Raw genomic sequence first — 22032 nt, 5'->3', positions numbered from 1 at the left:
AATTGAGCCCCGCGTTGCCGCTATGCCGTTGGCCACTACAGAAGAAATCATTGCCGAGCTCAAGGCCGGCCGCATGGTTGTCCTCGTTGACGAGGAAGATCGTGAAAACGAAGGCGACCTGGTCATGGCAGCCGAATTCGCAACGCCCGAAGCCATCAACTTCATGGCGAAGTACGGTCGTGGCCTGATTTGCCTCACACTCACGCAAGCGCGTTGCAAGCAGCTCAACCTGCCGCTGATGACGTATCGCAACGGCACGCAGTACGGCACGGCGTTCACGCTGTCGATCGAAGCGGCCGAAGGCGTGACCACGGGCATCTCCGCCGCTGACCGCGCCCATACGGTGAAGACGGCGATTTCGCGCGACGCCCGTCCCGAAGATATCGTCCAGCCGGGTCACGTGTTCCCGATCATGGCGCAGCCCGGTGGCGTGCTGGTGCGCGCCGGTCACACCGAAGCCGGTTGTGACCTGACGGCGATGGCCGGTCTTACGCCTGCGGCCGTCATCTGCGAGATCATGAACGACGACGGCACGATGGCGCGTCTGCCGCAGTTGCTGGAGTTCGCCGAGCAGCACAACATCAAGATCGGCACCATCGTCGATCTCATCCACTATCGCAGCCGTACCGAATCGATGATCGAGACGGTGTCGTCGCGCGAGATGCAAACGGCATGGGGCCCCTTCCAGGCCACGCTCTATCGCGACAAGCCGAGCGGCAATCCGCATCTGGCGCTGGTGCGCGGTGTGCCTTCGCCCGACGAAGAGACGCTGGTGCGCGTGCACGAGCCGCTGTCGGTGATGGACCTGCTTGAGACCGGCGTGTCGACCCACTCGTGGACGCTGGCCGGTGCGATGAAGGCGATTGCCGAAGAGGGCAAAGGCGTGGTCGTGCTGCTGAACTGCGTCGAGACGCCCGAGCATCTCTTCAACCAGTTCGAAGCGCTCGACGAAACCGAGAAGGCGGCACGCGCGAAGCGCCGCCCGGTGGACTTCCGTACGCACGGCGTTGGCGCGCAGATCCTGCGTGAGCTGGGTGTCGGTAAAATGCGAGTCCTGTCGAGCCCGCGCAAGATTCCCAACATGGCAGGTTATGGCCTTGAGGTCACCGGTTTCCAACCGATGCCCGGCGCCGCGACTGCCTGAGTTACCTTGTATCGGCGTCCCGTCTGTGACGGGGCGTCATCTTGCCGAGCATTGCCTGTCTCGGGCATGCCGGCATCACGTTGGCAGCACCGCCTGGACGGTACTTTTTTGAGGAAGCCCATTATGGAAATCGGACAATACCAGCCGGAACTCGACGGTGAAGGCCTGCGCGTGGGCATCGTGCAATCACGATTCAATGACGCGGTCTGCACCGCACTGCGCACGGCAGCCGTGGCCGAACTCGACCGCCTGGGCGTCGACGGCGAAGACGTGCTGCTCGTGACGGTGCCCGGTGCACTGGAAATTCCGCTGGCATTGCAGAAGATGGCCGAAAGCGGCCAGTTCGACGCGCTCATCGCGCTCGGCGCGGTGATCCGCGGCGAGACGTATCACTTTGAGCTGGTGTCGAACGAAAGCGGCGCCGGCATTACGCGCATCGGTCTCGATTTCGGTATTCCCATCGCCAACGCGGTGCTGACGACCGAAAACGACGAACAGGCCGAAGTGCGCGCCGCCGAGAAGGGCCGCGATGCGGCTCGCGTGGCGGTGGAAATGGCCAATCTGCTCGAAGCCATCGACATGTTGAGTGGCGACGATGCAGAGGATGAAGACGAAGACGAAGAAGAGGAAGATCGGTAATGAAGAGTGCACGGCGCCGCGCGCGCGAATTTGCGCTGCAAGGAGTGTATCAATGGCTGATTTCGCGCGGCCACGCGAGTGAGATCGATGCTCACCTGCGCTCCACCCCTGGCTACGACAAGGCGGATCAGGCCCTGCTGGAAGCTGTCCTGTACGGCAGCATCCGCGAGGCCGACGCCCTGTCGGAGCAACTCCAGCCGCATCTGGACCGTCCGGCAGCCCAGCTGTCGCCGATCGAACATGCCGCGCTCATCGCGGGTGCGTACGAACTGATTCATCTTCAGGACGTGCCGTACCGTGTGGTGATCAACGAGGCGGTCGAAGTCGTGAAGACGTTCGGCGGACCGGACGGTCACCGTTTCGTGAATGGCGTGCTCGACAAGTTCGCCGCCGAGGTTCGCCCGGCGGAAGTCGCAGCTAACCGCAACGGCGGTCGCGGCAAGAGCGCCTGACGTTCCAACTTACGTAAGTCCCCCGTCCTCCCCCCGATATGGACCGCATGCCCAACCTCGCCTCCGCGCTGACACTGGCGCAACGTGTCGACGACATCGCCCCTTTTCACGTGATGGAGTTGGCCAAGCAGGCCGCGTTACGCGAGAAGGCGGGGCACCATGTGATCCACATGGGGATCGGGGAGCCGGATTTCACGGCCCCCGAAGCGGTCATCGAGGCCGCGACGAAAGCCATGCGCGACGGTCGGACGCAATACACCAGCGCGATGGGCGTTCCCGCGCTGCGCGAAGCCATCTCCGGCTACTACCGTAGTTTTTACGGGGTGGACGTCGATCCGTCGCGCATCGTTGTGACGGCCGGTGCTTCGGCTGCGCTTGTACTGGCCTGTGCCGCGCTCGTGGGTGTGGGCGACGAAGTGCTGATGCCGGATCCCTGCTATCCGTGCAACCGTCACTTCGTGTCGACGTTCGACGGCAAGCCGGTGCTGATTCCGTCGGGTCCGGCGGAGCGTTTCCAGCTGACGGCCGAGCGCATCGAATCCCATTGGGGGCCGAAGACGAAGGGCGTACTGCTGGCGTCGCCGTCGAATCCGACGGGCACTTCCATCGAGACCGACGAACTTGCACGCATCGTGAAGACGGTGCGCGCGCGTGGCGGCTTCACGCTCGTCGACGAGATTTATCAGGGGCTGTCTTATGACGGCAAGCCGACGACCGCGCTGAGCTTCGGCGACGACGTGCTGGTCGTGAGCAGCTTCTCGAAGTACTTCAACATGACGGGCTGGCGTCTTGGCTGGCTGGTGGTGCCACCGTCTCTGGTGCCGACGTTCGAGAAGCTTTCGCAGAATCTGTTCATCTGCCCGTCGGCGGTGGCACAGCACGCTGCAACGGCATGTTTTCTCCCCGAAACGCTGGCGATTTACGAAACCCGCAAGGAAGCGTTCCGCCAACGTCGCGATTACGTTGTCCCCGCGCTGGAGCGTCTGGGCTTCAAGGTGCCGGTCATGCCGGATGGTGCGTTCTACGTCTACGCCGACTGCACGGGTGTGCCGCATGCGCACGCTGGTGACAGCGACCGTCTCACGCAAGCGCTGCTCCAGCAGGCCGACGTCGTGCTGGTGCCCGGCCTCGACTTCGGGTTTGCGGAGCCGCGCCAGTACATCCGCTTGTCGTACGCCACGTCGCTCGAACAATTGAGCGAAGCGATGGACCGGATCGATAAGGTCTTCTCCGCAGGCTGAGCCAGCGCCTGATATATGACGCCCCCCTTGCGTCACTGACGCGTCCTCTCCGGCGCTTCGCCCCGTTCCGCTACAACGGCTGAGTTACGCCGTCGCACATTCCGCCTTTCCTAACACGATGGCCGACAATGTCGTTGGCCACTGTTGAATCAATTCCTGCCCGTCTCTCGGCCATTCCAACCGCCGTCCCCGCCGTTCGCCCAAAAATCGCGAATTCGTTCAGCGCAGTCCCGATCCGTCCGTCGCTCGACAAGGCACCACGATAGGTGATTCAAAATCTCCCGTCACGTCATCGAACGCGTGCGTTATCCGACCGGAACGTTCCCCCCTCAGGAGATGAATCATGATTCAGCCGCTGACGCAGTGCTCTGCGGTCACCCACCTGACGTCATTCGCTGAATGCGGGAGCAGTCAGACACCTGATATACATGATGGCGGGACGGTGCATGGCTCCGTTGATGCAGCGGCCATTGGCGTGAGCGCAGCGGCGTCATCACACGTAGACTCCATCGCGGACCTCGGTTCGATGCCTTCGCAAGTCGACCTACATGGCGAGGAGATCGTTTCGCCCCCAACGCTCCTCCCTCCCGTACATCCCACACCTTATCCACTGAAAGTAACCGTCGAGGCGACACCTGCGGCCGTTCGCGCCCTGCTTTCGAAGTTCGGGGCAGACAAGACGGTCTCGGATAGGCCCGTGGCCATTGTTTCCGGTGGCAGCATTAGCGGCTACGCGGCGGCACTCGCGCTCGCCAGACAAGGCTTCAACGTACTTGTCGTCGAGAAGCGTGATGGCTACAGCCGCCAGAACATTCTTGCGCTGAAGCAGGATGCCATCTTCTCCCTAGCCCGTCTCGCACCGGATCAAGCAGTGGGAGGCGCTGCGCCGACGACCAGCGGCTTGCTGCGTGCGATGCGCGACAAGCAGTTACTCACCGTCATGAAAAATAAGATCCAGTGCAACGGCGACATGCTTACACGCAATATTCAACGGCAGCACCGCTTTATGGAGTGGGTCGCATCGTCAGATGGCCTCCCCAGCATGCTTCCTCAATTAAAGCGCACCAATGGTGGTATTTCCGCCTACCTCGATGCCCAGGAATCGAAGGCGGCCAGCGATAGCGACAAACAGAATGTAACCATCGACGCGTCCTATCTCGACCTCGCGTTTCCCAGTGATGAGCTCATCGGCGCAGTGAAGCCGGATGATTGGCGACTCGGAGCCCCGGAAGGAATGCGTACCGAGAGTCTCGTGGCCGCTCAAGTGATGGACTTTGAAACGGGACTCAACGATTATTGTGCGGCTCAGCCGGGCATCGACATCGTGCAGGCAGAAGTACAACTACAACAAGGCGACATCGGAGACGACCGATTTGTCCCGGTGCTGAAGATCGGCGGTGAATCAGTTCGTCCGGATTTTCCGGTCGATCTGATCTGCATCGCCGAAGGCGCGCAAAGCAAAAATCAAGAAGTCATCGGCGGCGCACTAGCCATGGTCGCCCCGAACGAAAGCTGGCGTCAGCGCAACTACGTCCAATCTTCGAAAGGCCCTCGACGACTGGGCGGGTTCGAGGTCGTCGATACGCACAGCAATCCGTTCCAACTAACCGTCACGGGATACATCGAGCAAAGCGATCAGTCACTGGCAATGGTTTGGATTTACGCGCCGACGAACGAAAAACCGGGAGAAGAGGAAACGCGCGTGAGAATGGAAGCTGCGCAGAAGCACGTCATTGCTGGAGGTGCAATCCGACTACGGATGGATGAAGGCACGCGACAGTTCTACTCGGGTGACATCGACGTGAAACTGCTCAGTGCGAACGTCGCGGCGAGAAGCAACACGATATTGGTCGGCGACGCGTTCGCCAGCGGCTCCCCGATTGGGGGATATGGCGCTTCGATGGCATTGTGCACCTACCCTGAGGCCGTCGAGCGCCTCGTCTCGCATCCTTTGTTTAAGGGCACGAACGGCGTAATACCGAAAGCACTGCTGGATACGTACCACAAGCACGTATCGAGCACTGCCGAAGTCCTCCATGGCAGGGCGAGCGACATCATGCGCGGCTACGACGTCTACACGCTGGAAACTAGAACGGCACTCGCCCGCCAGATCGCAAAAGCACGCTTCGGGAAACTCGAATGAAGTTTGGAACAGTGGGAGACCTGACGGCTTGCTGAAACCGGGGTCATCTGGAGGGAGTTTTGTTGGCCGTTGCGAAGGCTATCTATATAGATAGCCTCGCAGGCCGATGGATGCGCCGGCCGTGGCGCATCGCGAGGTCGTCGGCTGGTGCCGACCCGGTCAGGCTGCCGTGCTGTCGTCCGCTTCGAGCGGCTTGGCAGCCGCAGCCGCCTTGCCGTTCGAGGTCGACGCTGCCGGCGCGGGGGCCGATTCCGTCGAGTCGACCGGCTTGCCGGTCGAAACCGGCTTGGCCACCGGCTTGGCCGAGCTGACGATCACCGGCGCTTGCGGCTCGTTCGGCGAGACCTTGCGTCCCATGGTCACGCCACGAAGACGATCGCGCTCGGCGAGCACCTTGGCGCCGTAGCCACCGTCACCGGCGCTGGTGGATCCGACGTACAGACGCAGACCGCCCGCGAGCGAACCGCCGCGTGCGATGCATTCCTTCAGGATCAGGGCACCGACCTTGATATTGGCCAGCGGGTGCAGCGCAGCTTCCGGACCGCCGAAGTATTCAAGCTTGTCCTGATGCACCTTCGACATGACCTGCATGAGGCCCTGCGCACCGACGGTGCTCTCGGCATACGGGTTGAAACCCGATTCGATGGCCATCACGGCGAGCAGCAACAGCGGATCGAGTCCGACTTCCTTGCCCGTCGAATAAGCCGCGCGCACGAGGTTACCCGTCACGTCGCCCGCCACGCGATAGCGGCGTGCGAGATAGTCGGCAACGGCGATCTGCTCGCGCGTATCGAGGGCCTTGGTGGCGCGCGCATCGGCCGCCACACGCTGGTTCGGAATATACGCGGCGAGGACAGCGGCCGACGGCACGTGCTGCGCCGCTTGCGCCATCATCGTCGAATCCGATGCTGTGCCTTGTGCAACGATGCCGCCGTTGGCGCCCTGGCCGGCCGCGTTGGCCGTACCGGTGGCTGCCTCAAGCAACGGACCCACGCGCGACGCCATATCGGCGCGCCACGTCGGTCGGGCCCACAGCGCCAGCGTGCCAACCACAGCAACCAGACCGACCGCGCTGGACGTATACAGTCCAACACGACCGCCGTGCCAGGCAAGGCGACGCCAATCGCGGCGAGCCACGGCTACCGTTGCCGCGCCGCGCGCGCGAAGCGCACCGAACACGGCCAGTAGCCAGGGTGATAAACCAGACTTCTTCATACTACGTACTCCGGTTACGCCGTCACCACGGGGTGGCCCCGGGGCGTAAGGAAGTAAGCCGGTATGCCCGCCAGGCATCCCGTTAAGCGCTTACTTACGGCATATGGAAAGAGGCGGTGCATCGTGTTGTCATGGACGATGCCGCTACCGCCGCAGCGCGCCGACCTGTTCAGGTCTCTGGCGCTGACGAGCTATCGCTCGCGCTGCTTCCTAAAACACTGGTTTCCCGACCTCGGTGAGAAAACCAGCCACTGAAAATCCACGTCGATGTTGTAGTTGTCGCTAAGCTCGAGCGGGTCGGCCTACCCGTCATCGAAGCCGCCTTTCTGGATTCAACGGGCGGATTGTAGCAGTGATATATAAACCGTCAATACTATTAACAGTCAAAATCATTACCAAAAGTAATTTGTAACACCTGTTTTGCCGTGACGTTTTACTGCCTTGGCCGGTAAAATGCCCTGCCCCACCCCGCGTTTACAAGGGTGTCACCCCGACTTTTACGCGATTCAAACGCCCGTTCGATCCGGACGTATGAATTTCGTAAAAATTTTTGGTAACGGTTTGTTTCATGAAATATCTCGATCTTCGTGACTTCACCGCGCAACTGGAGCGATCCGGCCAGCTTCGTCGCGTAGACGTGCCGGTCTCTCCGGTGCTTGAGATGACAGCGCTGGCCGACCGCGTACTCAAAGCCGGCGGCCCGGCCCTGTGGTTCGAGCGGCCGACCGGTCATGACATGCCCGTGCTGGCTAACTTGTTTGGCACCCCTGAACGAGTGGCACTGGGGATGGGTGTCGAGGACGGCGAGAACGCCCTCGGCTCGCTGCGCGATATCGGCCGCCTTCTCTCGACGCTCAAGGAACCCGAGCCGCCGCGCGGGCTGAAGGACGCAGGCAAGTTGCTCAGCATGGCCAAGGCCGTGTGGGACATGGCTCCGAAAGAAGTCGGTAGCCCGGTGTGTCAGGAGATCGTCTGGGAAGGCGATGACGTCGACCTCTCCCGCCTGCCGATCCAGACCTGCTGGCCCGGGGATGCTGCGCCGCTGATTACGTGGGGACTGGTCATCACCAAGGGCCCGCACCGTAAACGTCAGAACCTCGGCATCTATCGTCAGCAGGTCATCAGCCGCAACGAAGTCATCATGCGCTGGCTCGCCCATCGCGGCGGTGCGCTGGATTTCCGCGAGTTCGCGCAAGCGAATCCGGGCAAGCCGTTCCCGATTGCCGTCGCCCTCGGTGCCGACCCGGCGACCATGCTCGGCGCGGTCACGCCCGTCCCCGACACGCTCTCCGAGTATCAGTTTGCTGGTTTGCTGCGCGGCAGCCGCACGGAATTGGCCAAGTGCGTGACGCCCGGACTGGAGTCGCTACGCGTGCCCGCCCGCGCCGAGATCGTGCTGGAAGGCTTTATTTACCCGTCCGAACAACCGCCTGTCGTGCCCGAAGGCGCACCGCCGCCGCCCTCGCGGGGGGCAACCGCCGGTTATGAACACGCGCTCGAAGGCCCCTACGGCGATCACACCGGCTATTACAACGAGCAGGAGTGGTTCCCGGTGTTCAAGATCGAGCGCATCACGATGCGCCGCAACGCCGTCTATCACTCGACCTATACGGGCAAACCGCCCGATGAGCCGGCTGTCCTGGGCGTGGCCTTGAATGAAGTCTTCGTGCCCCTGCTGCAAAAGCAATTTCCGGAAATCACCGACTTCTATCTGCCGCCCGAGGGTTGCAGCTACCGGATGGCCATCGTCCAGATGAAGAAGGCTTATCCGGGGCATGCCAAACGCGTGATGTTCGGCGTGTGGAGCTTCCTGCGCCAGTTCATGTATACGAAGTTCATCGTCGTGGTGGACGAAGACGTCGATATCCGCGACTGGAAGGAGGTCATCTGGGCGATCACGACACGTGTCGACCCGACACGGGACACGACGCTCGTCGACCAGACCCCCATCGACTATCTCGATTTCGCCTCGCCCAAGGCCGGGCTGGGCTCGAAGATGGGGATCGACGCGACCAACAAGTGGCCGGGCGAAACTTCGCGCGAGTGGGGGCGTCCGATCGAAATGACCGCCGACGTCGACGCACGCATGGCTGCTCTATATAAGGATCTCGGCCTGTAAAACGAGCCACTGATCCTGCGTCATACCGAACGCCGGCGGCCATCGGGCTGCCGGCGTTTGTGTTTGCGCGCAATGCACCCTGCGCGTCACGAACCTTCTCCATCAATGGAGTAAGCTGGCACCCGAAAGACAGATAAGCCGTATCCGTTTCCGTCCCCCGGGTCGGCGCGACCTCCCCCCGAGCGCACCGACCGGTCATCGAAAGGAGCTAATCGTGTCCTCATCCCCCACTTCCCGCGCTTCTCACGCCCCCCATGCGTCAGCCAGATCGCATCCCGCGCTGGCCCGCCTCAAAGATCCCGACCTGCTCAAGTCCAACGCCTACATCGACGGCGACTGGACGCAAGCCGACTCCCACGCCACCTTCGCGGTCAGCGATCCGGCCACCGACGCCGAAATCGCGCAAGTCGCCGATCTCGGTGCGAAGGAGACCGAGCGCGCACTCGTCGCCGCCGAAGCCGCGCTGCCCGAGTGGCGCGGCAAGACCGGCAAGGAACGCGCCCGCATCATGCGTCACTGGTTCGATCTCATCATGGCGGCGCAGGACGACCTCGGCGCCATCATGACGGCCGAACAAGGCAAGCCGCTGGCCGAAGCCAAGGGTGAGGTGGCGTATGGCGCGTCGTTCATCGAGTGGTTCGCCGAGGAAGCCAAACGTATTGACGGCGACGTGCTCGCCTCACCCGAAGGCGGCAAGCGCCTGCTGATGCTCAAACAACCCATCGGCGTGTGCGCGTCGATCACGCCGTGGAACTTCCCCATCGCGATGATCACGCGCAAGATCGCGCCAGCCATCGCCGCGGGCTGCACCATCGTGGTCAAACCGGCCCGTCTCACCCCACTGTCTGCATTGGCTCTGGCCGAACTGGCCAACCGCGCCGGATTGCCCAAGGGCGTGTTCAATGTCGTGACGTCGAAAAACTCGTCGGACGTGGGCAACGTGCTGACGTCCAGCCCGCGCGTGCGCCATCTCTCCTTCACGGGCTCGACGCCGGTCGGTGCGAAGTTGATGGAGCAATGCGCGTCCACCATCAAGAAGGTGGCACTCGAACTCGGCGGCCTCGCGCCGTTTCTGGTGTTCGACGACGCCGACGTCGATGCCGCCGTCGAAGGCTGCATCGCATCCAAATTCCGCAATGCAGGACAAACGTGCGTCTGCGCCAACCGCATCTACGCACAAGACGGGATCTACGACGCCTTCGTCGAAAAGCTCACCGCTGCGGTGAGCCGCCTGCGCGTGGGCAATGGCTTCGAGCCGGGCGTGGCGATCGGCCCGCTCATTGAGGATGCCGCCATCGCCAAGGTCGAGCGTCATGTCGAGGACGCTGTGGCCAAGGGCGGACGCGTCACCGTCGGCGGCAAGGTGCTGCACGGCCGGTTCTTCGAGCCGACCGTCGTGGCCGATGCCAGCGCCGACATGCTCGTGGCACAGGAGGAGACGTTCGGCCCGGTCGCGCCCGTCTTCCGCTTCAAGGACGAGGCCGACGGCATCCGGCTGGCCAACGCATCGGACTTCGGACTGGCGTCGTATTTCTTCGCGCGCGACGTAGGCCGCGTATGGCGCGTGGCCGAGGGCATCGAGGCTGGCATGGTCGGCATCAACACCGGCCTCATCTCGAACGAAGTCGCACCGTTTGGTGGGGTCAAGCAGTCCGGACTGGGCCGTGAAGGGTCGAAATACGGCATCGACGAGTACCTTGAGATGAAGTATCTCTGTCTCGCCGGGATGTGAAATTCATCTGACCCTTTAACAATTTGTAATAGTTGCTTTCCCACGGCGTGAGCCGCGCCGTGACTGGGTTGCGCGCATTTCGACCTAACGTCGCCGAACCGGACGCCATCGTGGAAACGTTACAAAGTCCCACAGAGGCGGCCCGGCTCGGGTAGAATCGCGCTTTTTTTCGCGAACCGCGACTCCGACCCCAATTCGGTCGTCTCATACGCCAATTGCGGCACCCCCGTTGGAATCCGGTGCAGTCTCGCGAAGCCGATCAACAGAAGTCGCGTCCGTCAGCGCCTCCCCCTGCGCCGTCATGCTCCTCGTGATGGCGACGGCCTGACGACCGTGTCCGCCCTCGCGCAATGCATCCCCCGCTCCTTGCGGGCGTCTGCGTTGTACCCCCCGGGCGTGGAGAAGACATCTATGGATAACAACCAATCGCTCATGCGCAACATCGGGCCGTTCGCCCTGATGTTGACCGGTCTCGGCTCGATCATCGGCTCCGGCTGGCTATTCGGTGCCTGGAAAGCCGCCAAGATTGCCGGACCGGCGGCCCTACTCGCCTGGCTTATCGGCGCTATCGTCATTCTCGCCATTGCCTTGACGTACGCCGAACTCGGCGCGATGTTCCCCGAATCGGGCGGCATGGTGCGCTACTCCCGGTACTCGCATGGCAGTCTCGTCGGCTTTATCGCCGCGTGGGCCAACTGGATCGCCATCGTGTCGGTGATTCCGATCGAAGCCGAAGCGTCGATCCAGTACATGAGCACGTGGCCGTACGACTGGGCGCACGCCTTGTTCGTGGACGGCACGCTCACCACGAGCGGGCTGGCGCTATCCGCGTTGCTCGTGATCGTCTACTTCATGCTGAACTACTGGGGCGTGAAGCTGTTCGCACGCGCCAACACGGCGATCACGCTCTTCAAGTTCGCGATTCCCGCGCTGACCATCGCCGGTCTGATGATTGCTGGCTTCCATCCCGGCAACTTCAACATCGCCGAGCATGGCGGCTTCGCGCCGAACGGTATGTCGGCAGTGCTGACCGCCGTCGCCACGTCCGGCATCGTGTTCGCGTTCAATGGCTTCCAAAGTCCCGTGAACCTCGCGGGCGAAGCGCGCGATCCGGGCCGCAGCATTCCGTTTGCGGTCGTCGGCTCGATCCTGCTCGCGACCGTCATCTATCTGTTGCTGCAAGTCGCGTACATCGGCGCGCTCTCGCCGGAGCAACTCGCGGGCGGCTGGCACATGGTGAGCTTCAGCTCGCCGTTTGCCGAACTGGCGATTGCGCTGGGCTTGAACTGGCTGGCGATCGTGCTGTACTTCGACGCGTTCCTGAGCCCGAGCGGCACGGGCACGACGTACATGGCCACCACGAGCCGCATGATTTACGCGATGGAACGCAACCGCACGTTGCCCGCTATCTTCGGTCGTGTGCACCCGTTGTACGGTGTGCCGCGTCAGGCGATGTGGTTCAACCTCGCGATCTCGTTCATCTTCATGTTCTTCTTCCGCGGCTGGGATTCGCTGGCCGCCGTGATCTCGGTGGCGACCGTGATTTCGTACCTCACCGGCCCGATCAGCGTGATGTCTCTGCGTCGTTCGGCACCGGAGATGCATCGTCCGCTGCGCCTGCCGGGCCTGTCGCTGATCGCGCCGTTCGCGTTCGTCTGCGCCTCGCTGATCCTGTACTGGGCCCGCTGGCCGCTGACCGGCCAGATCATCGTGCTGGTGGTCGTGGCGCTGCCGGTGTACTTCTACTATCAGGCAAAGGACAACTGGCAAGGCTTCGGACGCGACCTCAAGGCCTCGTGGTGGCTGATCGGTTATCTGCCGTGCATGGCGCTTTGCTCGTACATCGGCAGCAAGGAATTCGGCGGCCTCGGTCTGCTGCCTTACGGCTGGGACATGGTCATCGTGGCGGTGCTGTCGCTCGCGTTCTATCACTGGGGCGTGAAGGCTGGCTGGCGCACGCCGTACCTGTCGGAAGAGCGTGAAAACGACGCCGCCAGCATGGAAGGCATGCCCGCGCTGTCGCACTAAGTTCTAGAGTGCTTCAAACGAAAAGCCCGCCAATCGGCGGGCTTTTTTATATTGTGACGAAGCGCCGCCAACCGGCTTACCGATGCGCCCGACGGCGTTCGATGAACAGACTGTTGCCGAGCGCGCGCTTGGCCATCTTCTTGGCATCGGCAGCAGCAGCCGAGACTTCCACGTGTGACGGAAAGCTCTCCGGTGTAACCGCGACCACGCCAATCGACAGACTCGTGATCGGATGGAAGATGACCATGCCGCGACGATCCTCCGCCTCGAACCCGCCAGCCGCGATCTGATCCGGGTGGAAGTACTCCGTCACCGCTTCGCCGAAACGCGTGAGCGCTTCGCGGCAACGGGCCTCCCAATCGGGGCTGCGAAACAGAATCAGGAAGTCGTCGCCGCCAATGTGTCCGAGGAAATCGCGCTCGGGATTGCGCACCGCCATCAACACGCGCGCGACCAGTTGAATCAGGTCGTCGCCGCGACGATAGCCAAACACGTCGTTAAACGGTTTGAAGTTGTCCAGATCGACGTAACAGGCGTGGAACGATTGACGCTCCCCGATCATGCGATCCATGTAGTCGTCGATAGGCACGTTGCCCGGCAGTAGCGTCAGCGGGTTGGCATAGCGCGCCGCATCCAGTTGCATATCGGTGATGTGACGCATCAGCGCGTGCCCCTGCGCCACACCGAAATATCGCCCCTGATCCGTGACGATGAAACCGGCCGCGATCTGACGGCTCGCCCCTTCGGCAATCATCCGGCTCAGATCCTCGACGCGCGCCGCCTTATCGAACGTGAGCGGTCGCGGCTCCATCACGGCCGAGCATGGCTTGCGTCCGTACAACTCGCGCGTGAACGGTCGTGCAAAGCGCCCGATCAGCGACGCCCGTCCAATCAGCCCGACGGCGCGCTCGCGCTCCACCACCGGCAGCACTTCCAGCGCAGGATCGCTCTCGAAGCGCGCCACAACATCCTCGCTGCGCGTGTCCGGCGAGACGGGAGCCACGTACGATGCAATGCGCTCCAGCGTCACATTCCCCGCCCCCAACTGACTCGGTTGCTGATGGACGTAAGCACGACGCTCGTTCACCACTTCCTGCACGTTCGCCGTGATGGCGCGCTGCGGCTGCGCTTCGGGTCGCGCGATGAAATACCCCTGCCCAAGAAAGATGCCCAGATCGCGCACGACCTGAAGTTCCTCGGCATGCTCGATGCCTTCTGCAATGACGCGTGTGCCGCTCGTCTCCGCAATCTGGCGCATCGAGCGCACAAACTGAAGTTTGACGGTGTCGGCATCGATGCCGTCGACGAAATGCCGGTCGATCTTGACGTAATCGGGTCTCAGTTCCGACCACAAGCGCAGGCTCGCATAGCCCTCGCCCATGTCGTCGAGCGCCACTTCGAAGCCTAGCGCACGGTAGGCGGCAAGCGACGCGCGCGTGCTCGCCAGGTCCAGCGTGGGTGCGTGTTCGGTAAGCTCCAGCACGACGCGCTCCGGCGCGAGCCGAAACGACTGAAGCATGGCGAACGTCTCGTCCAGACCGAGCGATTCGCTCACGCCACCGCCGGGGTGCGCACGCGTGACCGGACCGATGTTCAGGAACAGACGTTCAGGCAGGTCCTGCTCCACAAACCCGCGCAGCACCGTACGTCGACAGGCGAGTTCGAGCGGCCCGCTCACGCCGTGACGCCGCGCCGCAGCGAACAGCGCCATCGGCGAATGAATCGATGTGCCCGCAGGCCCACGCACCAAACCTTCATAACCCGCGACTTCGGACGTGCGGAAATCGACAATGGGCTGGAACACGCAGGTCAGGCCGATGCCTTCGCACAACTCGGCGAGCAGCGACGCTTCGTCGGGCTCGACGTAGGGAGTGGAAGCGGAGGGCAAGGTAGAGAGAGCGGAAGCTGGCTGCGCGTCGCGCGCTGTCGCGGGAGCGTCAAAGCGATCCTGCGGACGTATCCCGGCAACTGCGGCAGGCGGGAGAGGGTTCAACTGAGACTCCGTAAGTCGGTGCGGCGCGCCGGCATCATGCAAACAGCTGTACGTTATGCGGGCATGTGTCGGGCACACTCCTACGCACCGGGGGCATCTTTGCTTCGATGTGCCCCGATGAAGTCTCACCCGTTCCCCGTGTTTCACGTGCGGTCGCTGCTCTTTGGCCCATATCCGCGTCTTGTGACGGTGCCCGTGGGCACCCTCTTTTACTCGGCACTCAGGCTATCGCCGTTATTTGACAAAACCGTGACAGCATCGGAATTGCAACAAATGTCGTCGCAGCGCCCGCCCCCGTCTCCCGCTACGCGGGAATCCGTAGCCTGATGGAGAGATTCGCGTCGCACAAGGACGAAAAAAAAACGGCAACGCCGCGAAGCGTTGCCGTCTTTCGTCAGGCGCATCCGAGCGGTGCGCCGTCGAGCCATCCCGAAACTTACCAGGCCGTCACGACCGAGCCACCGAACTTCTGCTCGATGAACGCCTTCACTTCCGGCGAGTGGTAAGCCTTGATCAGCTTGGCGACCCACGGCTTGTTCTTGTCGGCCGAACGGATGACCAGCACGTTGGCGTACGGACCGTTCGCGTCTTCGATGGCGATCGAATCCTTCTTCGGGTTCAGACCGGCTTCCATCGCGAAGTTGGTATTGATGACGGCCACGGCCACGTCGTCGAGCGAGCGCGGCAGTTGGGCGGCATCCAGTTCCACGAACTTCAGCTTCTTCGGGTTTTCAGCCACGTCGATCGGCGTTGCCTTCAGACCGGCGTCGGCGCGCAGCTTGATCAGGCCCTGCTTTTGCAGCAACAGCAGCGCACGGCCGCCGTTGGTCGGATCGTTCGGCAGCGAAACCTTGTCGCCCGTCTTCAGATCGGCCAGCGACTTGATCTTCTTCGAGTAGATGCCCATCGGGAAGATCACCGTCTTGGCGATCGATTCGAGCTTGTAGCCACGGTCCTTCACTTGCGCGTCGAGGTACGGCTGGTGCTGGTAGCTGTTCACGTCCAGATCGCCCGACGACAGAGCGGCGTTCGGCTGCACGTAATCGCTGAACTCGATGACCTTGAGGTTAAGGCCGTCCTTGGCTGCGACCTTCTTCACTTCGTCGAAGATCTGGGCGTGCGGGCCGCCCGTCACGCCGACCTTCAGGTTGATGGCGTCAGCGGCAACTGCAGGTGCTGCAAATTGCGTGGCGAAAACCGTGGCGGCGCCAACACCGGCCAGCAGCTTGAAAATCGTACGACGTTGCATGAAAAACCTCGCGTGTGTGAGTGAAGTGCCGGTTCGACCGGCAACCGTTGTTATGTGGGATTTACTTGTGGCTCAGACGCCGCACCAGCCAGTCGCCGAACGTCTGCACCAATTGCACGAAAACGATCAGGATCAGCACCACGGTGATCATGACTTCCGGCAGGAAGCGCTGATAGCCGTAACGGATGCCGAGGTCGCCCAGGCCGCCGCCGCCAATCGCACCGGCCATGGCCGAGTAACCGACCAGGCTCACGAACGTGATCGTCAGACCGGCGACGATGCCGGGCAACGCCTCGGGCAGCAGCACCTTCATGACGATCTGACCGGTCGTCGCGCCCATCGACTGGGCAGCCTCGATCAGGCCACGGTCCACTTCACGCAGCGCGGTTTCCACCAGACGCGCCACGAACGGCGCAGCAGCGATGGTGAGCGGGACCACGGCGGCCATCGTACCGATGGACGAGCCGACGATCAGTCGCGTGAACGGAATCACCGCGACGAGCAGAATGATGAACGGCGTCGAGCGCACAGCGTTGACGAGAATGCCGACGATCCGGTTGGTCGGCAAGTTCTGCAACACGCCGTTGCGGTCCGTCAGGTACAGCAGCACGCCCAGCGGCACGCCCACGACCGCGCCGATGAGGCCGGAGATGCCGACCATGATCAGCGTCTCCCAGAACGACGAGACGAACAGATCGAACATTTCACTCCACATGGCTCAGCTCCTCAACGACAACGCCTTGACTGGCGAGGAACGCCATGGCTTCGGCCACGCGGGCCGGGGTGCCGCCCGCCATCACGGCGAGCGATCCGAACGCCTGCCCCTGGATCTCGTCGATCTGGCCATGCAGGATGTTGAAATCGAGTTCGTAGCGGCGAATGGCCTCGGAGAGTAGCGGCTGGTCCACGCCCGCCCCGGAGAAGGCCAGACGATACAGATGGTCGTGGCCATTGCCGATGCGCGACGCCACACGCTGGCGCACGCCTTCGGGCAGTTCCTGCGCAATCACGTCGCCGATCAGCGCACGGGTGACTTCGTGGCGCGGACGCAGGAACACGTCGATCACGGCGCCCTGCTCGACCACGCGGCCAGCATCGAGCACGGCCACACGGTCGCAGACCTGCTTGATCACTTCCATCTGGTGCGTGATGAGCACCACCGTCAGACCGAGTTCACGGTTGATGCGCTTGAGCAGTTCGAGAATCGAGCGGGTCGTTTCGGGGTCGAGCGCCGAGGTGGCTTCGTCCGAGAGCAGCACTTGCGGCTCGCTCGCGAGCGCACGGGCGATGCCCACGCGCTGCTTCTGACCGCCGGAAATCTGCGACGGATAACGATCCTTCTGCGCGGTGAGGCCCACGAGTTCGAGCAGCGGCAGCACCTTCGCGCGAATGTCTGCGGCCGACATGCCCGCGAGTTCCAGCGGCAGCGCCACGTTCTGGTAGACGGTGCGCGAGCTGAGCAGGTTGAAGTGCTGGAAGATCATGCCGATGCGACGGCGCGCCTGACGCAGTTCGTCGGACGACAGCGAGGTCAGATCCTGACCGTCGACCCGCACCGAGCCGTCGCTGGGACGGTTAAGCAGATTGATGACACGCACGAGCGTGCTCTTACCGGCGCCGCTTCGGCCGATGATGCCGAAAACTTCGCCGCGCTCGATCGACAGGCTGATATTGGAAAGCGCGTCGATCGGCCCCTTGGGTCCAGCGAAGCGCTGGGTAATGTTCTGGAGTTCGATCATGCAAAAAAATAGCAGCCCCACTGCCGAAACTTCCCGAACAGTGCCGCCGCCAAGACTCTATTTAGCGCAAAGGCAATATTCTAGCCCATGCGCCTAAATAGTTGAAAATAATAAAATTTGATCTCTTTATACTGAATTTCGCAGATAGAGAGGGCAGGCCTCAGGCCCGCCGCTCGTTGGCAAAATCGTCGAGCACTCTGATGACTTCGTCGAACTCCAGCGACTTGTCGAAAAAGTGCCGCACGCCCAGTTGCTGACAGCGCTTGCGGTAGGTCGCGAGCGCATAGTTGGTCAGCACGATCGCCATCAACTTTTCTAGCATGCCTCTGCTGTGCAGGTACGACAGCACGTCCATGCCGGAGCCGCGCCGCAACTGGATATCGACGATGACCGCGTCGAAGGAATCGTTTTCAAGGGTACGGACCGCGTCGTCGGCCGTCTCCGCCACGCCTGTCACTTCCAGCATCCCGCTCGATCCGAGCGCTTCGGACAGACTCTCGCGTATCACCGCCGAATCTTCGATCAGCAGCACCTTGAGGGGCGCTCGCGTCCCTGTAAGCGTTGCTGCGTTCCCAGTTGACATGAAAGCCTCTCTCAACTGATCAGGCCGTTCTTGAGCGCATAAAGCGTCAGGTCGGCATTGGTTTTCAAATGCATCTTTTCCAGCACACGTGCGCGATAAGTGCTGACGGTCTTCACCGACAGATGCAATTCGTCGGCGATCTCGGTCGGCGTGCGTCCCTGTGCCAGCTTGCAGAACACCTGGAATTCGCGCTCCGAGAGCTGTTCGTGCATGGGTTCGTCGACCGGCTTGTCGAGCTTTTGCGCCAGCAGATCCGCCGTCACTTCGCTCACATAGCGATGACCACGCGCTACCGTCCGGATCGCCCGAATGATCTCCTCGGGCGCGGCATCCTTCATCAGATAGCCGTCGGCACCGGCGCGCAGCAGATTGACTGCATATTGCGCTTCGGGATACGTGGACAGGAACAGCACACCCTGCTCGGGTCGCAATTGCTTGATCACGCGCAGGGTGTCGATGCCGTTCTTGTCAGGCATGGCGATATCCAACAGCACGACATCGAATTCGGTTTCGCGCACGGCACGAATCACCTCGTCCCCGCTCGCGGCCTCGCCCAGCACCTCCATGTCCGACTCGTCGGCAATGAATTGCTTGAAGCCGGTACGAACGATCGCGTGGTCGTCGGCAATGAGGATTTTTATTGTGAGTGACATCTAAGCTCCAGAGACTGTCCCCGTCGGCCTCCTGGCCGCACTTGAGTGAATTCGGTGCGCGCGCCATGGCCATCACTCCCGGTCGAGTAGATCCCGCATATCGTCGGCATGCTCTTCCTCAACGGCGAGGATTTCTTCGAGCAAACGACGGGTTGTGGTATCCCGGTCGCCCAAATAATGAATCATCTCGCGGTAACTCTCAATCGCAATACGCTCGGCGACGAGGTTTTCGCGAATCATGTCGCGCAGGGTCTTACATGTGACGTACTCGGCGTGGCTGCGCGAGGAAAGGCTGTCCGGCGAGAAATCCGGCTCACCGCCCAGTTGCACGATACGCGCCGCGATGCGATCCGCGTGATCCTGCTCCTGTGTGGCGTGTTCGGCGAATTCGGCGGCCACCGGCTCGGCATGAATCCCCGTGGCCATGAAATGATGGCGCTTGTAGCGCAGCACGCAGACCAGTTCGGTGGCGAGTGCATCGTTAAGCATGTGGACGACCGCGTCGCGATCGGCCCGATAGTCCTCCGTGACGGCACCTTCGTCGAGGTGCTCACGGGCACGCTCGCGCAGGGCGCGAACGTCGATTTCGAAATCCTCTCCCGCGTGCTGGCTATGACCATTACCGGTCATCGCGTGCTTAGCCTGCTTGGCGTGCTGTTTAGCTTGCTTGGCGGTGTGCATCTGCGAATCCTCCTGTAGCGGTTTGGCGAGTTTGCCGGGGTCGAGGGAACGTTAATGCCATAACTGACGCCAGATATGGCGAAGGGCGGCTCAGGCCGCCCTGCGTTCCTTGACGGTATCTATCGTCGGACCACCCCGAAGAGCAGCGTGACCAGGAAGATCACCAGGAAAATGAAGAACAGAATCTTCGCGATTTCAGCCGCACCGGCGGCGATTCCCGTGAAACCGAAAACCGCGGCGATCAATGCGATCACGAAGAAAACAACGGCATAGTGAAGCATCGCAACCTCCTTGAATGTCGATGGCCCGTTAGCCCATGTGGCAAGCGCTGCGCGAACCGCTTGCCGCGAGCCACATGGCTATGCTGCGGCGCAAAATACGACCGCACCGCAGCGCGCTTCTAGTCGACGATTTTCTTGGCGACGGTCAGGCCAAGCAGCAAGAAAACCACGAACAGCACCAGGAACAGAACGAACAGAATCTTCGCAATCCCGGCGGCACCGGCGGCGATCCCGGTAAAGCCCAACAGGCCTGCCACGATCGATACCAGCGCGAATAACAAAGCCCACTTCAGCATGGCGTTCTCCTTGGTTCAATGTGTCATTTCCCGGAGACTTTCTCTGGCTCCCTGCGGCTGGCGCCTGCCTTGTCGGGCAGCACACCAACCCGAGGGCGCTGAATGAATAGTAGAAAAACGCCGCTCGCGGGACTGCCCGCGCGGCGCTGGTTTTTGCGTAGGAATTTGCTGACAATTGCCCGGAAGGTGCGATTTTCGCCGTATGATCAAGGCACTCCCCGCTATCAACGGTCATTCAAACCCCGCCCAATGCCCCGATTTACGTCCTGGTTGCGTCGCCGAAGCTGGATCATCGCCATGATCGCTGCGATCGTCATCACGGTCGGGAGTCTGATCGGACTGGAGTCGGCGCACCGCCGTCTCGCCTCCACCTACGAAGCGGCGCTGCAAAACATGACCGCCGCCAACGAGCTCAACGAGATCATTGCGCGCACCTCGACGGTGGTCGCGAGCCAGCGTGGTTATCTGCTCACGAACGATCCGAGCTATCTGGATCCGTATCTGTCGGCCGTGCGACGCATTCGCGATCTCTCCGCGCTCGTCATCCAGCACTACAAGGATGTGGGTGACGATCAGGCCACACGCGAATTCGCGCGCGTCATGACCTTGTTCTCGCAGCGCATCACGGCGATGGACACGGCGCGATCCGCCGTGACACAGGGCGAAATGACGCTTGAAGAAGCGTTGTCACCGGCCAATCTCGGCATCGGGACGATGGAACCGGTGCAGACCGGCATTACCGACCTCTATAACCGCGAGCTGGCCCGCGCCCGCACGGCGCAGGACGACGGCCGCTTCGATCAGGCGATCTCGGCGGTCAGCGCCGGCGCACTGTCGGTGCTGACGATTCTGCTCTTCATCTTGTTGTTCCGCTCGCTCGGCAAGCAGATGCGTCAGGAACAACTCGCCCGCGACCAGCTGCACGAGCAGCAGGCCCACCTCGACAGGCTCGTGCGTGAGCGCACCGAACAGCTCGACGAACTGGCCACCCACTTGCAGAACGTGAGTGAAGACGAGAAGACGCGTCTGTCGCGTGAATTGCACGACGAACTCGGCGCAATTCTTACGGCGTGCAAGATGGATGTTACGTGGGCACATCACAAGCTGCGCAACGTCGAGCCGGTGATTTCCGAAAAACTCGCACGCGCGCAACGCAATCTCGATTCGGGCATTCAGACCAAGCGCCGCATCATCGAGAATCTGCGCCCGACCGTGCTGATCAACTTCGGCCTCGTCACCGCGCTGCGCTCGCTCGCGGAAGAAACCGCTGACCAGCAACACTGGCAGCTCGATCTCGATCTGCCCGAGGAAGACTTCGCATTGCCCGAGTCGACCGCCATCGTGCTGTTCCGCGTGGCGCAGGAAGCGCTGACAAACGCAGGCAAGTACGCGCGCGCCACGACTGTGCGCATCGCCCTCGCCTGCGACGACCAACGCGTGCGCCTCGAAGTGATCGACAACGGCATCGGCCTTACGCAAGATCAGTTCAACAAGCCCAAGACACACGGCCTGTTCGGCATGCGTCAGCGCGTCTCGGCCAAGGGTGGACGCATCGACATTCACTCGCTGCCGCAGCGTCTGGGCACTGAGATTCAGGTGGTATTGCCCTTGTGCAATCCGGCCGATGCGATGGATATCGCGACCGAGGTCACCGAAAGCACCGTCTCCGCACAATCGGGCGAGGCATCGTCCGACGGCAAGACCATCGCATCGTCGAACGCGACACCTTCGCGCGACGGCATCGACACCACCGCCACGTCAGACACCTCGCAGCCTCCCCGCCCCCCGGTCGGAATGCACTGACAGCGCAACCCGACTCCGCCTACACCGCGTTGACGTCGCGG

The 22032-nt window shown here is 62.1% G+C and carries 19 protein-coding genes; 9 read left to right on the top strand and 10 right to left on the bottom strand.

Going from position 1 to position 22032, the window contains the following annotated elements; genetic code table 11:
* Positions 1–22: 22 nt before the first annotated feature.
* The 5 genes from ribBA (at position 23) to NTU39_RS06640 (ending at position 5619) form a co-directional block, all read left to right on the top strand.
* Positions 23–1144: a bifunctional 3,4-dihydroxy-2-butanone-4-phosphate synthase/GTP cyclohydrolase II gene (ribBA, locus tag NTU39_RS06660; protein ID WP_150665214.1), complete on the top strand. Its 1122-nt coding sequence runs from the start codon at positions 23–25 to the stop codon at positions 1142–1144.
* Between the two features lie 123 nt (positions 1145–1267).
* Complete coding sequence (ribH, locus tag NTU39_RS06655; protein ID WP_150665215.1) at positions 1268–1783, top strand: 6,7-dimethyl-8-ribityllumazine synthase; 516 nt, start codon at positions 1268–1270, stop codon at positions 1781–1783.
* Positions 1783–2235 (top strand): transcription antitermination factor NusB, encoded by a 453-nt coding sequence (gene nusB, locus NTU39_RS06650; protein WP_039400328.1) that lies wholly within the window; start codon positions 1783–1785, stop codon positions 2233–2235. The genes ribH and nusB overlap by 1 nt, the downstream gene beginning before the upstream one ends.
* A 38-nt stretch (positions 2236–2273) precedes the next feature.
* The gene (locus NTU39_RS06645) at positions 2274–3476 is read left to right on the top strand and encodes a pyridoxal phosphate-dependent aminotransferase (protein WP_373275365.1); all 1203 of its coding nucleotides are present in this window, start codon (positions 2274–2276) and stop codon (positions 3474–3476) included.
* A gap of 343 nt (positions 3477–3819) precedes the next feature.
* The gene (locus tag NTU39_RS06640) at positions 3820–5619 is read left to right on the top strand and encodes a hypothetical protein (RefSeq protein WP_257959534.1); all 1800 of its coding nucleotides are present in this window, start codon (positions 3820–3822) and stop codon (positions 5617–5619) included.
* Positions 5620–5778: 159 nt separating this feature from the next.
* Here the strand turns inward: NTU39_RS06640 and NTU39_RS06635 are convergent, their stop codons facing one another.
* On the bottom strand, positions 5779–6834 hold the full coding sequence (locus tag NTU39_RS06635; RefSeq protein ID WP_257959533.1) for a lytic transglycosylase domain-containing protein: 1056 nt from the start codon (positions 6832–6834) through the stop codon (positions 5779–5781).
* 568 nt (positions 6835–7402) lie between these two features.
* On the opposite strand from NTU39_RS06635, the gene NTU39_RS06630 reads away from it, so the two are divergent.
* The 3 genes from NTU39_RS06630 to NTU39_RS06620 all read left to right on the top strand — a co-directional run bounded on the left by NTU39_RS06630 (position 7403) and on the right by NTU39_RS06620 (position 12713).
* A complete protein-coding gene (locus NTU39_RS06630) occupies positions 7403–8953 on the top strand; it encodes a UbiD family decarboxylase (RefSeq protein ID WP_257959532.1) in 1551 nt (516 codons plus the stop codon).
* 280 nt (positions 8954–9233) lie between these two features.
* A complete protein-coding gene (locus NTU39_RS06625; protein ID WP_246184653.1) occupies positions 9234–10685 on the top strand; it encodes an NAD-dependent succinate-semialdehyde dehydrogenase in 1452 nt (483 codons plus the stop codon).
* A gap of 411 nt (positions 10686–11096) precedes the next feature.
* A complete protein-coding gene (locus NTU39_RS06620; RefSeq protein ID WP_150665221.1) occupies positions 11097–12713 on the top strand; it encodes an APC family permease in 1617 nt (538 codons plus the stop codon).
* A 76-nt stretch (positions 12714–12789) separates the two neighbouring features.
* On the opposite strand, the gene NTU39_RS06615 is transcribed toward NTU39_RS06620, so the two are convergent.
* From NTU39_RS06615 to NTU39_RS06575, 9 genes are all read right to left on the bottom strand, one after another.
* Positions 12790–14601 carry a GGDEF domain-containing protein gene (locus tag NTU39_RS06615; protein ID WP_257959531.1) on the bottom strand — a complete coding sequence of 604 codons (1812 nt, stop codon included), beginning with the start codon at positions 14599–14601 and terminating at the stop codon, positions 12790–12792.
* 541 nt (positions 14602–15142) lie between these two features.
* Positions 15143–15955 (bottom strand): MetQ/NlpA family ABC transporter substrate-binding protein, encoded by an 813-nt coding sequence (locus NTU39_RS06610; RefSeq protein WP_046291043.1) that lies wholly within the window; start codon positions 15953–15955, stop codon positions 15143–15145.
* Positions 15956–16016: 61 nt separating this feature from the next.
* A complete protein-coding gene (locus NTU39_RS06605) occupies positions 16017–16670 on the bottom strand; it encodes a methionine ABC transporter permease (RefSeq protein ID WP_039400341.1) in 654 nt (217 codons plus the stop codon).
* On the bottom strand, positions 16660–17694 hold the full coding sequence (locus tag NTU39_RS06600) for a methionine ABC transporter ATP-binding protein (protein WP_150665222.1): 1035 nt from the start codon (positions 17692–17694) through the stop codon (positions 16660–16662). Before NTU39_RS06600 ends, NTU39_RS06605 begins: the two co-directional genes overlap by 11 nt.
* Positions 17695–17854: 160 nt before the next feature.
* The gene (locus NTU39_RS06595; RefSeq protein WP_150665223.1) at positions 17855–18277 is read right to left on the bottom strand and encodes a response regulator; all 423 of its coding nucleotides are present in this window, start codon (positions 18275–18277) and stop codon (positions 17855–17857) included.
* 11 nt (positions 18278–18288) lie between these two features.
* Positions 18289–18930 carry a response regulator gene (locus NTU39_RS06590; RefSeq protein WP_039400349.1) on the bottom strand — a complete coding sequence of 214 codons (642 nt, stop codon included), beginning with the start codon at positions 18928–18930 and terminating at the stop codon, positions 18289–18291.
* Positions 18931–19002: 72 nt separating this feature from the next.
* On the bottom strand, positions 19003–19560 hold the full coding sequence (locus tag NTU39_RS06585; protein WP_150665322.1) for a ferritin-like domain-containing protein: 558 nt from the start codon (positions 19558–19560) through the stop codon (positions 19003–19005).
* A 170-nt stretch (positions 19561–19730) separates the two neighbouring features.
* Positions 19731–19892, bottom strand: coding sequence for a DUF1328 domain-containing protein (locus NTU39_RS06580; protein WP_039374862.1), 162 nt, complete (start codon positions 19890–19892; stop codon positions 19731–19733).
* Between the two features lie 119 nt (positions 19893–20011).
* Positions 20012–20188 (bottom strand): DUF1328 family protein, encoded by a 177-nt coding sequence (locus NTU39_RS06575; protein ID WP_150577609.1) that lies wholly within the window; start codon positions 20186–20188, stop codon positions 20012–20014.
* 297 nt (positions 20189–20485) lie between these two features.
* Here NTU39_RS06575 and NTU39_RS06570 point away from each other — a divergent pair, with 297 nt between their 5' ends.
* Positions 20486–21991 carry a sensor histidine kinase gene (locus tag NTU39_RS06570; RefSeq protein WP_174984840.1) on the top strand — a complete coding sequence of 502 codons (1506 nt, stop codon included), beginning with the start codon at positions 20486–20488 and terminating at the stop codon, positions 21989–21991.
* The last annotated feature ends 41 nt before the right edge of the window (positions 21992–22032 follow it).

The sequence above is a fragment of the Pandoraea commovens genome, assembly GCF_024704525.1.
In the GTDB taxonomy this organism is placed as follows: Bacteria; Pseudomonadota; Gammaproteobacteria; order Burkholderiales; family Burkholderiaceae; genus Pandoraea; species Pandoraea commovens.
The sequence above is the reverse complement of the archived record's forward strand: the minus strand, read 5'-3'. Positions and strand labels throughout refer to the sequence as shown.

What these genes read in the sequence shown, in the direction of transcription:
- NTU39_RS06645 (WP_373275365.1), top strand. Translation starts at nt 2,274, where the DNA reads ATGGACCGCATGCCCAACCTCGCCTCCGCGCTGACACTGGCGCAACGT.
- ribBA (WP_150665214.1), top strand. Translation starts at nt 23, where the DNA reads ATGCCGTTGGCCACTACAGAAGAAATCATTGCCGAGCTCAAGGCCGGC.
- NTU39_RS06635 (WP_257959533.1), bottom strand. Translation starts at nt 6,834, where the DNA reads ATGAAGAAGTCTGGTTTATCACCCTGGCTACTGGCCGTGTTCGGTGCG.
- NTU39_RS06575 (WP_150577609.1), bottom strand. Translation starts at nt 20,188, where the DNA reads ATGCTGAAGTGGGCTTTGTTATTCGCGCTGGTATCGATCGTGGCAGGC.
- NTU39_RS06630 (WP_257959532.1), top strand. Translation starts at nt 7,403, where the DNA reads ATGAAATATCTCGATCTTCGTGACTTCACCGCGCAACTGGAGCGATCC.
- NTU39_RS06590 (WP_039400349.1), bottom strand. Translation starts at nt 18,930, where the DNA reads ATGTCACTCACAATAAAAATCCTCATTGCCGACGACCACGCGATCGTT.
- NTU39_RS06595 (WP_150665223.1), bottom strand. Translation starts at nt 18,277, where the DNA reads ATGTCAACTGGGAACGCAGCAACGCTTACAGGGACGCGAGCGCCCCTC.
- NTU39_RS06580 (WP_039374862.1), bottom strand. Translation starts at nt 19,892, where the DNA reads ATGCTTCACTATGCCGTTGTTTTCTTCGTGATCGCATTGATCGCCGCG.
- NTU39_RS06610 (WP_046291043.1), bottom strand. Translation starts at nt 15,955, where the DNA reads ATGCAACGTCGTACGATTTTCAAGCTGCTGGCCGGTGTTGGCGCCGCC.
- NTU39_RS06640 (WP_257959534.1), top strand. Translation starts at nt 3,820, where the DNA reads ATGATTCAGCCGCTGACGCAGTGCTCTGCGGTCACCCACCTGACGTCA.
- NTU39_RS06570 (WP_174984840.1), top strand. Translation starts at nt 20,486, where the DNA reads ATGATCGCTGCGATCGTCATCACGGTCGGGAGTCTGATCGGACTGGAG.
- nusB (WP_039400328.1), top strand. Translation starts at nt 1,783, where the DNA reads ATGAAGAGTGCACGGCGCCGCGCGCGCGAATTTGCGCTGCAAGGAGTG.
- NTU39_RS06620 (WP_150665221.1), top strand. Translation starts at nt 11,097, where the DNA reads ATGGATAACAACCAATCGCTCATGCGCAACATCGGGCCGTTCGCCCTG.
- ribH (WP_150665215.1), top strand. Translation starts at nt 1,268, where the DNA reads ATGGAAATCGGACAATACCAGCCGGAACTCGACGGTGAAGGCCTGCGC.
- NTU39_RS06605 (WP_039400341.1), bottom strand. Translation starts at nt 16,670, where the DNA reads ATGTGGAGTGAAATGTTCGATCTGTTCGTCTCGTCGTTCTGGGAGACG.
- NTU39_RS06585 (WP_150665322.1), bottom strand. Translation starts at nt 19,560, where the DNA reads ATGACCGGTAATGGTCATAGCCAGCACGCGGGAGAGGATTTCGAAATC.
- NTU39_RS06600 (WP_150665222.1), bottom strand. Translation starts at nt 17,694, where the DNA reads ATGATCGAACTCCAGAACATTACCCAGCGCTTCGCTGGACCCAAGGGG.